Here is a 15,270-nt window from a genome sequence, read left to right as displayed (position 1 = left end):
AAGCCGGCCCTTTCGAATGATTCTGGTTCAAAGAAATCAGGCCGCGCCCGAGAAAGTATCACAGGCCGTCATCTTGCCGCTGTCGAAGCCGCGCTTGAACCAGCGCATGCGCTGCTCGGAGGTCCCGTGATTGAAGCTCTCGGGAACGACATAGCCCTGCATGCGCTTCTGCAGCGTATCATCGCCGATCTGGGTGGCCGCGTTCAGCGCCTCTTCAAGGTCGCCCTGTTCGAGCAGGCCCTTCTGCTGGGTATACTTGCCCCAGACACCGGCGAAGCAATCGGCCTGCAGTTCGACGCGCACCGACATCTGGTTGGCTTCGGTCTCGCTCATCGACTGGCGCATCTGGTTGAACTTCGGCAGAACGCCGATCAGGTTCTGGACATGATGGCCGACCTCATGCGCGACGACATAGGCCTGGGCGAAATCGCCGGCCGCATCGAACTTCTGCGCGAGTTCGTCGAAGAAGCTCATGTCGAGATAGACCTTGCGGTCGCCCGGGCAATAGAACGGCCCGGAGGCAGCCGAAGCAAAGCCGCAGGCAGAACGCACCTGGCCACGGAAGAGCACCATCTTCGGCTCTTCATACTGCTGGCCGTTTGCCTGGAAGATGCCGTTCCAGGTGTCTTCAGTCTCGGCGAGCACCGTCGCCATGAACTGCTTCATTTCCTCTTCCTGAGCGGATCCGCGCGGTGCCGGCGAACCATCGCTCTGCTCGAAGCCCGGCATCTGCACCTGGCCGCCGCCGCCTTCCAGCACCTGCAGCATGTCGATGCCCATGGCCTTGAGGATGAAATAGAGCACGACGAGGAAGATAATCGTACCGAAGCTCATACCGCCTCCGGCGCGCCGCATGCCGCCGCCACCGCCTGGCATGCGGAAACCGCCCCCCCGCCCAAACGGGTTGCCGCCACCGGGGCTCGCGCCGCGCTGGTCTTCGATATTGTCGGATTGGCGGCGGCCCTTCCATTCCATGATCTGTCCTCCCCGGCCTCTGAAAGGCGTTGTCGGTCTGCTCTTTTATAAGACGGCCCTAACGTCGTTGTAAAACGCAATCGCGCCCCGTAAGTTCGCGATCTCACCAATCTTTTTGACAAGGCGACCACTTCGCCAAGGCGCTGCCGGCAGCCGGGCCGCCGGCCCGACCGGCCGCCCTCTCTTGAACAGCCGCGCTCGCCTTGACGCAAACCTGCTTTGAGGCTCCTATGCCCGTGCGGATAGGACGAGGAGGCAGGGCGATGAAGGCATTGCGGCTCGAAGGTATCGGTCAGCTGCGGGTCGCAGAAGTGCCAAAGCCCCTACCCGGCCCGGACGATCTGCTGGTGCGGGTCGAAGCCTGCGGCATCTGCGGCACGGACCGGCATCTGCTGCACGGCGAATTCCCCTCGCCCCCGCCGGTGACGCTCGGCCACGAATTCTGCGGCATCGTCGAGGCGGTGGGAAGCAGGGTCTCCGATATCGCAATCGGCGCGAGAATCACCGGCGACCCCAACATCGCTTGCGGTACCTGTCCGCAATGTACCGCCGGGCGCATCAATCTCTGCCGCAATCTCCGGGCGATCGGCATCCATCGTGACGGTGGTTTTGCAGAATACGTGGTTATGCACCGCAAGCAGGCCCATGACATACCACTGAGCCTCGACCCCGTTCATGGCGCCTTCTGCGAGCCGCTCGCCTGCTGTCTGCATGGCGTGGATATGGCGGGCATTCGCGCCGGCTCCTCCGTCGTCGTCCTTGGCGGCGGTGTGATCGGCCTACTGGTCGTACAGCTCGTCCGCCTCGCCGGCGCAACGACGGTCATTCTTTCCACACGACAGGCGGCAAAGCGCCGTCTTGCCGAAGAGGTCGGCGCAACGGCGACGGTCGATCCTTCCTCTACCGATATCATCGAACAGATCGCCGGTGACACCGGGCTCGTTCCCGGCGGGGTCGATGTCGTCATCGAATGCGCCGGCGTTGCCGAAACCGTCATGCAGTCGACTCGCCTTGCCAGGTCCGGTGGCACCGTCGTGATCCTCGGCGTCATGCCGAAGGGCGAGACCGTGGAAATCGAACCGTTCGACATTCTCTTTCGCGAACTGCGGGTGCTCGGATCCTTCATAAACCCCTTCGTCCACCGCCGTGCAGCAGACCTCGTCGCCTCAGGCGCCATCGAGATCGACAAGCTGATCTCGCGGCAAGTGACGCTCGGCGAAGCAGCCGACATCATTGCGCATCCGCCGGCGGCCGGAGAGGTCAAGGTTCTCGTCATCCCCGGCCGCCCCTGACATTCCCGGCGCTGTTTCGCCGCGCGCGAAGCGCGCTGCATGGCCGGAGGTGCGCAAATATGGCTGGTTCCTGTCGATTCCGGAATTTTCGGGGTTTCGCTTGCAGAAACATTTGCCTATAAGCCGCTTCTAGCCTGAAAAGACCCATCAATGCGTGCCCGGCCGGTGACCTCCCACCTCGGCCGGTTTTTCGCGCAGCTAGAAACGGATGATCGACCATGCCGAAGCGCCAAGATATCAAGTCCATTCTTATCATCGGCGCGGGGCCGATCGTCATCGGTCAGGCTTGCGAATTCGACTATTCCGGCACCCAGGCCTGTAAGGCGCTGAAGGAGGAAGGCTACCGCGTCATCCTCGTCAACTCCAACCCGGCGACGATCATGACCGATCCGGGTCTGGCGGACGCAACCTATGTCGAGCCGATCACCCCGGAAGTCGTCGCCAAGATCATCGCCAAGGAGCGCCCGGACGCGCTGCTGCCGACCATGGGCGGCCAGACTGCGCTCAACACGGCGCTCTCGCTGCGCCGCATGGGCGTTCTCGACCGCTACAATGTCGAGATGATCGGCGCCAAGCCGGACGCCATCGACAAGGCCGAAGACCGCGCCCTCTTCCGCGAAGCCATGGCGAAGATCGGCCTCGAAACGCCGAAGTCGCGGCTGGCGAATGCCACCGACATCAAGGACCATGACCGCAAGACGCACGAGGCCGAGCGCGCCGAACTGAAGAGCCGGCTTTCCGGCGCCGAGCTCGACAAGGCGCTCGATGACCTCGAGAACCAGTGGAACCTTGGCGAAGGCGACCGCAAGCAGCGCTACATGAACCACGCGATGGCGATTGCCGCGCAGGCGCTTGACGATGTCGGCCTGCCCGCCATCATCCGTCCGTCCTTCACGCTCGGCGGTACCGGCGGCGGCATTGCCTATAACCGCACGGAATTCTTCGACATCGTCGGCAGCGGTCTCGATGCGTCGCCGACCACCGAAGTGCTGATCGAAGAATCGGTGCTCGGCTGGAAGGAGTACGAGATGGAAGTGGTCCGCGACACGGCGGACAACTGCATCATCATCTGCTCGATCGAAAACATCGACCCCATGGGCGTGCACACCGGTGATTCGATCACCGTTGCGCCGGCGCTGACGCTGACCGATAAAGAATATCAGATCATGCGCAACGCCTCGATCGCGGTTCTGCGCGAGATCGGCGTCGAGACCGGCGGCTCGAACGTGCAGTTCGCCGTCAATCCGAAGGACGGCCGTCTCGTCGTCATCGAAATGAACCCGCGCGTGTCGCGCTCGTCGGCCCTCGCCTCCAAGGCGACCGGCTTCCCGATTGCCAAGATCGCGGCGAAGCTTGCGATCGGTTACACCCTCGACGAACTCGACAACGACATCACCGGCGGCGCGACCCCGGCCTCGTTCGAACCGTCGATCGACTACGTCGTCACCAAGATCCCGCGCTTCGCCTTTGAAAAATTCCCGGGCGCATCGCCGGTTCTGACCACCGCCATGAAGTCGGTCGGCGAAGTCATGGCGATCGGCCGTACCTTTGCCGAATCGCTGCAGAAGGCGCTGCGCGGCCTCGAGACCGGCCTTACCGGCCTCGACGAAATCGAAATCCCCGACATGGACGAGAACGGCGATGGCCGTAACGCCATTCGTGCGGCGATCGGCACGCCGACGCCGGACCGACTGCGCATGGTTGCGCAGGCGCTGCGCTTTGGCATGAGCGAAGCCGAGGTTCACGAGGCGAGCAAGATCGACCCGTGGTTCATCGCCCAGTTCAAGGCGATCGTCGACATGGAAGCACGCATCCGCGAGCACGGCCTGCCTGCCGATGCCGAGAACCTGCGCATGCTGAAGGCGATGGGCTTCTCCGACGCCCGCCTCGCAACGCTCGGCGGCAAGCGCCCGAAGGAAGTCGCGGAACTGCGCAATGCGCTTAATGTCCGCCCGGTCTACAAGCGCATCGACACCTGCGCTGCCGAATTCGCCTCGCCGACCGCCTACATGTACTCGACCTACGAAACGCCTTTCGTCGGTGCCGCCCGCTCGGAAGCTGAAGTGTCTGACCGCAAGAAGGTCGTCATTCTCGGCGGCGGTCCGAACCGCATCGGTCAGGGCATCGAGTTCGACTATTGCTGCTGCCACGCCGCCTTCGCGCTGAAGGATGCCGGCTACGAAGCGATCATGATCAACTGCAACCCGGAAACGGTCTCGACCGACTACGACACCTCCGACCGCCTCTACTTCGAGCCGCTGACGGCAGAAGATGTGATCGAGATCATGCGCGCCGAGCAGGAAAAGGGCGAACTCGTCGGCGTCATCGTCCAGTTCGGTGGCCAGACGCCGCTGAAGCTCGCCGAAGCGCTGGAAAAGAACGGCATCCCGATCCTCGGCACGGCACCTGACGCGATCGACCTGGCCGAAGACCGCGACCGCTTCCAGAAGCTTCTGATGAAGCTCGACCTCAACCAGCCGAACAATGGCATTGCCTACTCGGTCGAGCAGGCCCGCCTTGTCGCTGCCGAGATCGGCTTCCCGCTGGTCGTGCGCCCGTCCTACGTTCTCGGCGGCCGCGCCATGCAGATCATCCATTCGGAAAGCATGCTGCAGAGTTACCTGCTCGACACGGTCCCGGGCCTCGTTCCTGAGGACATCAAGCAGCGCTATCCGAACGACAAGACCGGCCAGATCAACACGCTGCTCGGCAAGAACCCGCTGCTGTTCGACAGCTACCTGACCAACGCGACGGAAGTCGACGTCGACTGCCTGTGCGACGGCAAGGATGTCTTCGTCTCGGGCATCATGGAGCACATCGAGGAAGCCGGCATCCACTCGGGCGACAGCGCCTGCTCGCTGCCGGTGCACACGCTCGACAAGGACATGGTCGACGAACTCGAACGCCAGACGGCAGCCCTTGCCAAGGCGCTCAATGTCGGCGGCCTGATGAACGTGCAGTTCGCGATCAAGGACGGCACGATCTACGTGCTCGAAGTCAACCCGCGCGCTTCGCGCACCGTACCCTTCGTCGCCAAGACGATCGGTGCACCGATCGCGAAGATCGCGGCCCGCGTCATGACCGGCGAAGCGCTCGATGTCGCGATCGCCGCCTATGGCGAAAAGCCGGATCCGCGCAACCTCAAGCACATCGCGGTCAAGGAAGCAGTCTTCCCGTTCGCACGTTTCCCCGGCGTCGATACGCTGCTTGGCCCGGAAATGCGCTCGACCGGCGAAGTCATCGGTCTCGACACCGACTATGCACTGGCCTTTGCCAAGTCGCAGCTCGGCGCCGGCGTCGACCTGCCGCGCGATGGAACAGTGTTCGTTTCGGTGCGCGACGAGGACAAGACCCGGGTGTTGCCGGCAATCCGCATCCTCGTCGACATCGGCTTCAAGGTCATGGCGACCAGCGGCACGGCTCGATTCCTCGGTGAACACGGCATTGCCGCCACCAAGATCAACAAGGTTCAGGAAGGTCGTCCGCACGTCGAGGATGCGATCCGCAACCGTCACGTTCAGCTCGTCATCAACACGACGGACGGCAACAAGGCGATCTCGGACTCCAAGTCGCTGCGCCGCGCCACGCTGATGCAAAAGGTGCCCTACTACACCACCATGTCCGGTGCTGAAGCGGCTGCGCACGCAATCAAGGCTCTGAAGGCAGGCAGCCTCGAAGTGCGCCCGCTGCAGAGCTACTTCAAGGCCTAAGAAAGACCGCGGCGCGCGAAACCCTCGCGCGCCGCCGCCATCCCCGAGGGTGTGATGCGCTTCAACAGCCCGCCCCTCCGCTGAACGCCGCATGAACGACCGGTTCAGCCTGCATTCCCCCGGCACATGTTTCTATGACCCTGCGCACTGAGAGATCGGCGGCTTCGCCGGTGGGCGCGACATGGGGCAAGATCGTGCAACTCTATTTCTTTGATTTGCTGTGGGGCGACGAGCACTTCGTCGATGAAGACGGTATCAGCCATTTCGACGAGGGATCGGCCCTCTATTACGGCCAGCGGATCGCAGACAAGATCGGCCGCGACGCCGATTATGGTTCGCTGAAGGTCCAGGTCCGTTCCAGCAACCGCAGGCTGCTTGCAACAATCGTGCCCTCCATCGGCCGCGGCGCCGAACAGCGGGCTCTGCTTGCCCGCCGCCAGGTCGGCGCCTCTCTCTACGCTGCAGCCTGAAGCAGCGCCACGAGCAAAGCGCAGGAACATCCATCCTGCGCTTGATCACACTGTCAGTCTGCCGCCAGGGCCTCGGCAGCAGTTCTGCCCCGATCAAGACGCGCGTGGCTCGCTGCGAGCCGCACGGTTCTGACGCCCAGATACAGAGAAGCCGTGGAGATCAGGAACGCGACGACGAAAACCGTGAACAAGGCGGCGTGCATCGTGGCAACGTTTGCCTTCTCGTCGAAACCGCGAAGATTGGCCGTCAGCCCGCAGATCGCCGCGCCGACCGCATAACCGGCCGACTGCAACGTCGGCAGAAACGCTGAGGTCTTGTCCCGCTCTCCTCGCAAGGAGACGTCCATCATCAGCTGGCTGAGCGTGCCCCACGACATGCCGAACCCGGACCCGACCGCGATCTGGCTCGGGAAGACCAGCCGGTAATCGTCGATCGCGAAGGCGATCATCAGACCGGCAAGCCCGAGGCTGAGAAGCGCAGGTCCCGCAGGGATGAGCTTCACGCGCAGAGCGTGCGAGTGCAGGCTTGCGACGGCGATAGCGGTCACACTCCAGGAGATCGCCATCAATGCCGCGGAAAAACCGGCGGCCGTGGGGCTGAAATTCCAGACATGTTGCAGGCCATAAATGAGGTACACCGAGCCGGACGCCTGAGCGAGGGGCATCAGCAGCACGACCCAAAGTCCGGTGCCGAGCGGTTTTGTGAGCTGAAAGGCGCCCGCGGGCAGGATCGGATGCTCCGCCCGACGGTCGGTTGCGACGGCCGCCCAGAGGATGGTCAGCGCCGTCGCCAGCGCCGCCGCCATCAATGGGACGCTGCTCGCCGTATTTGAGACCGATATCAGCAATATGCCGGAACCGACGACGGTCAGCCGCAGCAGCGGGATTGGACGAGGCGTGTCGGTCGATGGCACCTTGCGTGCCGGTACGATCAGCAGAACGAGCGCAACGAAGATGACGGTTGCGGGAACGTTGACGGCGAAAGCCACCCGCCATGACCAGTGTTCCGTCAGGAATCCGGACACGAGTGGCCCGCCAAAGGCCGCCGTTGCCCAGACGATGGCCTCGGCTCCGAATACCTTTGGGACCAGGCGCGGCGGGAAGAGTTCGGGAATCAGCGCGTAGCAGACCGCGGCAATGATCCCCTCACCGAATCCCTGAAACACGCGACCGGCGAGGACCTGCGGCATGCTGCCGGCGGCGGTCGCGACGAGGGTGCCGACGACAAAGATGAGCGCGGCCGTAATCAGCGTCCCGCGTGCGCCGAACCTTGACTTGAGCGTGGCGGCAACAGCGCCGCCGAGAATGGCAAAGACGAGATAAAGCGTGACGGCCCAGGACAACAGCGTCGCGCCGCCGATCTCTTCGACGGCTGTTGGCAGCGCGGTTGCTACGAAAAACTCGTTGAATGCGAACAACGCGACCCCGAGGCAAAGGGCAGCCGTCGTCGCCAGATAGTCCGGCCGCAACAGTTCGCTCCAGCGGCCGTCCTCCTGAAGTGCGGTATTGCCTTCGCCTGCCTTGGTTTCGTCCCTCGCCAGAACCATGCCCAACGTTCCTCGCTGCTATCTCTTCGGAACACCTTTGTTACGACCTCAACCGCGGTTGAGGTAAAGCGCTTTCTGCGTAGCTTGCCACCCCATCGCTTCCCCCACAAGTTGCAGTGGCCTTTCAGGGTTCGGTGGATGATGGCGAAATATCTGGCTTTCGCGCTTCCGTTTCTGCTATAACCAAGGTTCGAAGTTTCGGACGGTTCCGGCGTTTACGCGCCGGAGACCGTTTTCTTTTGCGTTGGCGCCGCCCTAAGGGCGGCGCCTCGTGCTTGATGAAGGACATTGAAATGGTCGAAAAAGTGCCGATGACACAGGGCGGATTCGTCAACCTGCAGGAGGAGCTGCGCTGGCGCCAGCAGGAAGAACGACCGCGAATCATCGAGGCGATTGCCGAAGCCCGTGCACATGGCGACCTGTCGGAAAATGCCGAGTACCACGCTGCCAAGGAAGCGCAGAGCCACAACGAGGGTCGGATCACCGAGCTCGAAGACTTGATCGCCCGCGCGGAAGTCATTGATCTCTCGAAGATGTCCGGCTCCAAGATCAAGTTCGGCGCCAAGGTCAAACTCGTCGACGAAGACACTGAAGAAGAAAAGACCTACCAGATCGTTGGCGACCAGGAAGCCGACGTGAAGGCTGGCCGCATTTCGATCTCGTCGCCGATCGCGCGCGCGCTCATCGGCAAGGAAGTCGGCGATTCCATCGAAGTGAACGCGCCTGGCGGTTCCAAGGCCTACGAAATTCTCGCCGTCAACTGGGGCTGATCAGCCCTAGCCAAGGGGCGAAGCCTGCCTTCGCCCCGTTTCTCCTTTTCAAAAGACGATCGTTGCTCGCGCAAGGAGTGCGCTTTCGTGGCCGATATCCGGAACGTCGAGGTCATCGCTCCCAATTTCAAGCGCCGCCTCTCGGGCGTGACGTCCACCATCATCCAGTTAATTCCGATCCAGCGCGCGCTCGGCGAAAAGATCGCCGTGCTTGGCCCGGGTTTGCCTGACACCCTGCCCTCGATCCGCTTCCGCGATCTATTGCGCCTGTGGAGCGCACCGGACGGACGGCCCTGCCGGGTCTGGCATGCGCGCCGCAATGTCGAAATGCTGCCGGCGATCGTGCTGCGCGACCTGCTCGGCATGAAGCTGAGGATCGTCTTCACCTCCGCATCGCAGCGCGGCCACACCGGCTGGAGCAAGTTTCTGATTTCGCGCATGGACGCGGTAATCGCGACCAGCGGCAAGACCGCCGCCTATCTGCAAGTGCCGAACACAGTGATCCTGCACGGCATAGATACCAAGCGCTTCCAGCCGCCGGTTGACACAGCGGCAGCCAAAGCTGCGCTCGGGCTCGACCCCAACCAAAAATATGTCGGCTGCTTCGGGCGGGTGCGTAAGCAGAAGGGCACGGATCTCTTCGTCGACAGCATGATTGCGCTTCTGCCGTGCCGGCCCGGCTGGAGTGCCATCGTCGCCGGTCGCGCCACCGGCCCGCACGTCGCCTTCGAGAACGAATTGAAAGAGCGGGTCGCAAAGGCCGGGCTCACCGACCGCATCCGTTTCGTTGGCGAACACACCAACATTCCGGACTGGTATCGTGGGCTCGATCTCTTCATCGCGCCGCAGCGCTGGGAAGGTTTCGGGCTGACGCCGCTCGAAGCGATGGCGACAGGCGTGCCCGTTATCGCAAGCGACGTCGGCGCGTTTTCGGAACTGGTCGTCGTCGGAGAGCAGGAAACCGGCGCCGTGATCGCCGCCAACGATCTACAGGCCATGGTCGAGGCAACGGCTGGCTTTATGGACGATGATCATCGCCGGACCTTGGCTGGCGCGAACGGTCTGGGGCTGACCCGCGCATCCTTTGCGATAGAGGGCGAGGCCCGCGCGATCAACGCGGTCTATGAACGCTTGATGCGTCCCTGACAGGCTGCCACCGCGTGGCAGCCTCGCACTAGACTCTCTCAGCGCTTCGAAGCGAAGAGCTTCAGATAGGCGTCGGTAATCGCCTGCTTCGAGAACTGGTTCATCAGGGTCTCGTGCCCACGTTCGGCAAGCCGTTCACCGAGCGACGTATCGCCCGCGATGCGGTCGATTGCCTGGGCAAAGCCGACGGCGTCACCGATATCGACCATCAAGCCGTTTTCGCCATCGCGCATGAACCATTGCGGCCCTTCCGAACGGCTGGAAACAACCGGTGTCCCTTGCGCCCAGGATTCGAGGATTACGTTGCCGAGCGGCTCGTGGCTCGACGCCATCACGAAGATGTCGGAAGCGGCAAGGAAAGGCCGCGTGTCCTTCTGCCAGCCGGCGAAACGCACGCGCTTTGCTACGCCGAGGTCGGCGGCCAGTTTCTCCAAATTTGCACGTTCTTCGCCATCGCCGACAAGCCACAGATAGGCGTCCGGCACCTTGGCGATCGCCTGGATCAGCGTGTGGAAGCCCTTGCGCGGAACGAAGCGCCCCATTGACATGACCACAGGCACGTTCTCAGGCGTGTCGAGCGTGGCGCGGCTGATGGGCGCGACCCGCTCGGTTCCGGTGAAGTTGGAGATGACTTCGACGTCGCGCTTCCAGCCGATCTTGCGCACATGCTCGGCAATGCCCGGCGTGTTGCAGACGAGGCAATCGGTGTTGCGGAAATAGTCGAGCCGCAGCGGATAGTCGCCGAGACGCGAGATCTTGATGCAGCCCTTGTAGTTGGGCATCAGGCGGCTGGCGCGCGGCATCCAGGCAAACAGCGCATCCGGCTTTTCGCGGCGTGCCATGCTGCTGACCTTCATCGGCAGGAGGATCCGGTCGAGCGACAGGTTGCGGAAGTTGCTTTCGATGATGCGCGTCGCACCCTCGATGTCCTTCTTCCAGATACGACCATGGCGGATGACCGAGGTCTGCTCGACGCCACGTTCGGCGAGCGCGTTGACCAGGTGGACGAAGAAACGCTCAGCGCCGCCATCCTTGCCGAAGTGAAAATGCATGACTTTCATGAAAACCTCACCGCTTGCTGGCGCGCCGATCCATGTCGTCATGGTTCGGGTGCCGCTTGAGCGCGTGCCTCTGATAGATCTTGGCGGCGGTCAGGAAAGCGTACACCGCTCCCGTCATCGCCTCAATGAAGCCTGGAAAACCGCAGCGCCACAGACCGTTGCGGAAATAGAGCCTAAGGAAATAGAGTGGCGGGCTGAACAGCATTTTGTAAGGGCGCGCCGACTTACCGGCGGCGAACTGCTGATCGGCCTTGAGCGTCGAATACTTGTTTTCCTTGAGGATCTGCTCGTCGATGATCAGCGGCCGATAGTGCAGCAGGCTGCCCTTGGCAGCGGCGCCGACCGCGCCATCCGGCACGATCCCCTCGTGGACTTTCTGATTGAGATCGTATCGTCCCCTGCCCTGGCGGATCAGCCGCAGGTTTCGCCGCTCGTGCGCCCGCTCCGGCGTGTAGCCGTAGCCGATGAGGTAGGGCCTGCGCGCGACGCGCCAGCCGACCGTCTCCGGCGGCGCATCGAGCAGCGAGGGCAGCAGTGCCTTCAGCGGTTCGTCCAGGCGTTCATCGGAATCGATGTTGAAGCACCAGGGCTGCGTGCATTGGTCGAGCGCGAACTGCTTCTGGCCGGCATAGCCCCGCCACGGCTCATGCAGGAAACGGATCGGCCAACCCTTGTCGATGTAGGACTGTACGAGTGCTGCCGTTCCGTCGGTCGAGCCGGAATCGACGATGACGATTTCTGAGCACTGCTCGAGGCTCTCGATGCAGTTGCCGAGATAGGCTTCTTCGTTCTGGCAGATGATGAAGGCGGACAGCGGAAGCTTGTTCATGGGCGGGCCTTAGATCTGGACGAGGCCGATATCCTTGACCTGGCGAATGGTCAGCATCGTGCGCACCGTGTCGACCCGTTCATTGGCCGTCAGCACTTCGATGACGAAATCCTGGAAAGTCGTGAGGTTTTCGGCGACACAATGCAGCAGGAAGTCGCTTTCGCCGGAAACCGTCCAGGCCTGCCGGACGATCTGCCATTCTGCAGTAGCGGCCGAGAACGCCTTGAGGTCGGCCTCCGACTGACGCTTCAGGCCGACCATGCAGAAAGCGACGAGATCGAAGCCGAGCGCCGGTGCGTTCAGCAGTGCGTGATAGCCCTTGATGACGCCGGTCTCTTCGAGCTTGCGCACGCGCCGGAGGCAGGGCGGCGCGGAGATGCCGACCCTTTGCGCGAGATCGACATTGGTCATCCGGCCATCACGCTGGAGCTCGCGAAGGATCTTGAGATCGATAGCGTCGAGCTCGACTTGTTTCGTCATGAACGTTCGTCCTTTTCGTGGTGACTTTGAGCGCGAGGCAAAGTCGAAAACTTGTGTCTGCCGATGGTGAGGTTGCCCCGATGGCGGGCGACGTCGACTGATGTCTGCCTATCCCGGCGCTGCCGCGATCATCTCGGTCGAGATTTTCAGCAAGGCGCGCTCGTCAAGGGCAAGGTCGTCTCGAGTCGGTGCGTGGCCGAGCGCAGCGCTTTCGCAGTGCAACCATGCACGGCCGGCATTCAACCCCATATGCTTCTCCAGCAAAGTGAATCCGCGTGAAATATCGTCAAACCCGCTGGACAACAAGCAGCCCGGCCGACTATTCGCGGGAAAATGGCGTTGGCGATCCCGGTAGATGCGCAAATAGAGGTGGACATCTTCAGGAGCGACGCAAAGAGCGCTTCATTGTCGGGGCGCGGCGCGGATCGATGCCGGGCCGACGCCTGTGCCCTAAGCGCGTCATCTGGTGGCAAAAGCGGGCTTGGGGCTCAAGCACTTGTGTGTATCAGGCTGCGCGCTCTTGAAAGTCATGGTGGGGAATACCTAAAGTATGGGACGATTTCCCATTGACGCAATGGAATCGGATGTGGAGGCAATCCTCTCCGATGAGCGAAGGACAAGATTATGACTGCCCGTCACGTGAAAGTGCTGATCATCGGCTCCGGCCCGGCTGGCTATACCGCCGCCATCTATACGGCGCGCGCCATGCTCGAGCCCGTACTGATCGCCGGTATGGAACAGGGCGGCCAGTTGATGATCACGACTGACGTCGAAAACTACCCGGGCTATGCCGATCCGGTCCAAGGCCCGTGGATGATGGAACAGATGCTGAAGCAGGCGACCCATGTCGGCGCCGAGATCGTCAACGATCTCGTGACCGATGTCGATCTGTCGGTGCGCCCGTTCCGCATCAAGACCGACAGCGGTAACGACTGGACGGCGGACGCGCTGATCATCGCAACCGGCGCCAAGGCCAAGTGGCTCGGCATCGAGACCGAACCGACCTTCATGGGCTTCGGCGTCTCGGCCTGCGCCACCTGTGACGGCTTCTTCTATCGCAACAAGGACGTGATCGTCGTCGGCGGCGGCAACTCGGCCGTTGAGGAAGCGCTCTATCTCTCGAGTCTCGCCAAGACGGTCACTGTCGTTCACCGCCGCGATTCCTTCCGCGCCGAGAAGATCCTGCAAGAGCGCCTGTTCGCCAAGCCGAACGTCAAGGTCATCTGGGATCACGAGGTCATCGAGTATCTGGGTGCGCCGGCCAAGCCGCCGATGCCCGCTTCCGTCAACGGCGTGAAGCTGCGCAACACCAAGACCGGCGAAACCTCCGACATGATCACCGACGGCGTGTTCGTCGCGATCGGCCACGCGCCGGCAGTCGAACTTTTCAAAGGCAAGCTTCGGCAGAAGTCCAACGGCTATCTTTGGACCGCGGCCGATTCGACGGCGACCGACGTGCCCGGCGTTTTTGCCGCAGGCGACGTGACGGACGACATTTACCGTCAAGCGGTTACGGCGGCCGGCATGGGCTGCATGGCAGCGCTTGAGGCCGAGAAATACCTGGCGGGTCATATGCCCGTCGCAATTGCAGCCGAATAGAAGCTGCGAATCGGGGTGGTGCCGCTGAGGCACCTCGCCCGTGTGGGAACAGATGCATCAGCCACGCCCGGAAGACAGGACCCCGTCTTCCGGAGTGGTTTCTTATGGGGGACTACATGTCGCTGGACTGGGACAAACTGCGCATTTTTCACGCGGCGGCCGAGGCTGGGTCGTTCACCCATGCGGCAGACAAGCTTCATCTTTCGCAGTCCGCGATCAGCCGGCAGGTGAGTTCGCTGGAGCAGGATGTCGGCATCAAGCTGTTCCACCGCCATGCGCGCGGCCTGATCCTCACCGAACAGGGCGAGATCCTCTATCGCACCGCGCATGAAGTGCTGATGAAGCTCGAGAGTGTCAAGGTCCAGCTGAGCGAAACCACGGACAAGCCGAGCGGCAAGCTGCGCATCACCACCACGGTCGGGCTCGGCCAGGGCTGGCTCACCGACAAGATCCAGGAGTTCATGTCGCTGCACCCGGACGTGCAGGTTCAGCTCATCCTCGACAATGAGGAGCTGGACGTGAACATGCGCCACGCGGACTGTGCCATCCGCCTGCGTCAGCCGCAGCAGTCGGACCTCATCCAGCGCAAGCTCTTCACCGTGCACATGCACGTTTACGCCGCCCCCTCCTACATCAACAAGTATGGCGAGCCGCAGTCGGTCGAGGACCTCGACAACCACCGCATCATCACATTCGGCGAGCCGGCGCCGAACTATCTGCTCGACGTGAACTGGCTCGAGATCGCCGGCCGCGATTCCGACAATCCACGCGTGTCGCACCTGCAGATCAACAGCCAGACCTCGATCAAGCGCGCCTGCCTGCTCGGCATCGGCGTCGCCATGCTGCCCGACTATATCGTCGGCCGCGATCCTGGCCTCATCCAGCTGCCGATCAGCGCCGACATCCCGTCCTTCGATACCTATTTCTGCTATCCGGACGAGATGAAGAACGCAGCCAAGCTCAAGGTCTTCCGCGACTACATCGTCGCCAAGGCCCGCAACTGGAACTTTTAAGACGCTTCGGCGAATGCTCATTTTCCGAGCATTTCCTCAAGAGGCCGCCAACCATCTGTTTTTACATCGATATTACGGATGCGCCGTCTATATTGTGCGGCGCATTTTTATTGTTCGCCGCAGAAATAGGCAGGGATGCGCGCATGACATGGCTGTCATGCACAGAAAATGATTGTTGCGCGCCCAAAAAAGCAGCATACCAAACTCAGCTGATGCATCTTTGGTGGCTTCTCCTCCCAGTGCCACCGCAGCAGCTGTTCCCCTCTGGAGGTTTAATTACCTTCACAACTTATAAGGGCCCAAGTCATCTTGTGGCCCTCTTTTTTTGTCTACTGTTAGATACAGGCGAAACGTGACGAAAATCACAGCCGGCTATTG

General features: G+C 62.1%; 13 protein-coding genes. 7 read left to right on the top strand and 6 right to left on the bottom strand.

The features are described from left to right. Positions 1-36: 36 nt before the first annotated feature. Positions 37-975 (bottom strand): neutral zinc metallopeptidase, encoded by a 939-nt coding sequence (locus tag IB262_RS21405; protein ID WP_034791344.1) that lies wholly within the window; start codon positions 973-975, stop codon positions 37-39. A gap of 263 nt (positions 976-1,238) precedes the next feature. On the opposite strand from IB262_RS21405, the gene IB262_RS21400 reads away from it, so the two are divergent. The 3 genes from IB262_RS21400 (at position 1,239) to IB262_RS21390 (ending at position 6,447) form a co-directional block, all read left to right on the top strand. Then, positions 1,239-2,267, top strand: a complete 1,029-nt coding sequence (locus tag IB262_RS21400) for a zinc-dependent alcohol dehydrogenase family protein (RefSeq protein ID WP_192493762.1) — start codon at positions 1,239-1,241, stop codon at positions 2,265-2,267. A 218-nt stretch (positions 2,268-2,485) separates the two neighbouring features. Then, positions 2,486-5,977: a carbamoyl-phosphate synthase large subunit gene (gene carB / locus IB262_RS21395; RefSeq protein ID WP_034791307.1), complete on the top strand. Its 3,492-nt coding sequence runs from the start codon at positions 2,486-2,488 to the stop codon at positions 5,975-5,977. 134 nt (positions 5,978-6,111) lie between these two features. Continuing rightward, positions 6,112-6,447 (top strand): hypothetical protein, encoded by a 336-nt coding sequence (locus IB262_RS21390; RefSeq protein WP_051659217.1) that lies wholly within the window; start codon positions 6,112-6,114, stop codon positions 6,445-6,447. A 53-nt stretch (positions 6,448-6,500) separates the two neighbouring features. Here IB262_RS21390 and IB262_RS21385 read toward each other — a convergent pair whose 3' ends face one another. Continuing rightward, complete coding sequence (locus IB262_RS21385) at positions 6,501-7,994, bottom strand: MFS transporter (RefSeq protein ID WP_192357261.1); 1,494 nt, start codon at positions 7,992-7,994, stop codon at positions 6,501-6,503. A 293-nt stretch (positions 7,995-8,287) separates the two neighbouring features. On the opposite strand from IB262_RS21385, the gene greA reads away from it, so the two are divergent. After that, positions 8,288-8,764 carry a transcription elongation factor GreA gene (gene greA / locus IB262_RS21380; RefSeq protein WP_034791305.1) on the top strand — a complete coding sequence of 159 codons (477 nt, stop codon included), beginning with the start codon at positions 8,288-8,290 and terminating at the stop codon, positions 8,762-8,764. 87 nt (positions 8,765-8,851) lie between these two features. Beyond that, on the top strand, positions 8,852-9,910 hold the full coding sequence (locus IB262_RS21375; RefSeq protein ID WP_112975388.1) for a glycosyltransferase family 4 protein: 1,059 nt from the start codon (positions 8,852-8,854) through the stop codon (positions 9,908-9,910). A gap of 38 nt (positions 9,911-9,948) precedes the next feature. Here IB262_RS21375 and IB262_RS21370 read toward each other — a convergent pair whose 3' ends face one another. The 4 genes from IB262_RS21370 to IB262_RS21355 form a co-directional block, all read right to left on the bottom strand. After that, a complete protein-coding gene (locus IB262_RS21370; RefSeq protein ID WP_112975427.1) occupies positions 9,949-10,971 on the bottom strand; it encodes a glycosyltransferase in 1,023 nt (340 codons plus the stop codon). A gap of 7 nt (positions 10,972-10,978) precedes the next feature. Continuing rightward, entirely contained in the window at positions 10,979-11,800 is an 822-nt protein-coding gene (locus tag IB262_RS21365) for a glycosyltransferase family 2 protein (protein ID WP_034791294.1), read from the bottom strand. Between the two features lie 9 nt (positions 11,801-11,809). After that, the gene (locus tag IB262_RS21360; protein WP_034791292.1) at positions 11,810-12,280 is read right to left on the bottom strand and encodes an Lrp/AsnC family transcriptional regulator; all 471 of its coding nucleotides are present in this window, start codon (positions 12,278-12,280) and stop codon (positions 11,810-11,812) included. Positions 12,281-12,388: 108 nt separating this feature from the next. Next, on the bottom strand, positions 12,389-12,529 hold the full coding sequence (locus tag IB262_RS21355) for a hypothetical protein (RefSeq protein ID WP_162744842.1): 141 nt from the start codon (positions 12,527-12,529) through the stop codon (positions 12,389-12,391). Positions 12,530-12,904: 375 nt separating this feature from the next. On the opposite strand from IB262_RS21355, the gene trxB reads away from it, so the two are divergent. Then, entirely contained in the window at positions 12,905-13,879 is a 975-nt protein-coding gene (trxB, locus tag IB262_RS21350; RefSeq protein ID WP_112975389.1) for a thioredoxin-disulfide reductase, read from the top strand. Positions 13,880-13,995: 116 nt separating this feature from the next. Then, entirely contained in the window at positions 13,996-14,892 is an 897-nt protein-coding gene (locus IB262_RS21345) for a LysR family transcriptional regulator VtlR (RefSeq protein WP_034791460.1), read from the top strand. Positions 14,893-15,270: the final 378 nt, after the last annotated feature.

The organism is Ensifer sp. ENS02 (genome assembly GCF_014851885.1).
Taxonomy (GTDB): Bacteria; Pseudomonadota; Alphaproteobacteria; order Rhizobiales; family Rhizobiaceae; genus Ensifer; species Ensifer adhaerens.
The sequence above is the reverse complement of the archived record's forward strand: the minus strand, read 5'-3'. Positions and strand labels throughout refer to the sequence as shown.

Coding starts and splice junctions, on each gene's coding strand:
- IB262_RS21405 (WP_034791344.1), bottom strand. CDS start 975: ATGGAATGGAAGGGCCGCCGCCAATCCGACAATATCGAAGACCAGCGC.
- IB262_RS21400 (WP_192493762.1), top strand. CDS start 1,239: ATGAAGGCATTGCGGCTCGAAGGTATCGGTCAGCTGCGGGTCGCAGAA.
- carB (WP_034791307.1), top strand. CDS start 2,486: ATGCCGAAGCGCCAAGATATCAAGTCCATTCTTATCATCGGCGCGGGG.
- IB262_RS21390 (WP_051659217.1), top strand. CDS start 6,112: ATGACCCTGCGCACTGAGAGATCGGCGGCTTCGCCGGTGGGCGCGACA.
- IB262_RS21385 (WP_192357261.1), bottom strand. CDS start 7,994: ATGGTTCTGGCGAGGGACGAAACCAAGGCAGGCGAAGGCAATACCGCA.
- greA (WP_034791305.1), top strand. CDS start 8,288: ATGGTCGAAAAAGTGCCGATGACACAGGGCGGATTCGTCAACCTGCAG.
- IB262_RS21370 (WP_112975427.1), bottom strand. CDS start 10,971: ATGAAAGTCATGCATTTTCACTTCGGCAAGGATGGCGGCGCTGAGCGT.
- IB262_RS21365 (WP_034791294.1), bottom strand. CDS start 11,800: ATGAACAAGCTTCCGCTGTCCGCCTTCATCATCTGCCAGAACGAAGAA.
- IB262_RS21360 (WP_034791292.1), bottom strand. CDS start 12,280: ATGACGAAACAAGTCGAGCTCGACGCTATCGATCTCAAGATCCTTCGC.
- IB262_RS21355 (WP_162744842.1), bottom strand. CDS start 12,529: ATGGGGTTGAATGCCGGCCGTGCATGGTTGCACTGCGAAAGCGCTGCG.
- trxB (WP_112975389.1), top strand. CDS start 12,905: ATGACTGCCCGTCACGTGAAAGTGCTGATCATCGGCTCCGGCCCGGCT.
- IB262_RS21345 (WP_034791460.1), top strand. CDS start 13,996: ATGTCGCTGGACTGGGACAAACTGCGCATTTTTCACGCGGCGGCCGAG.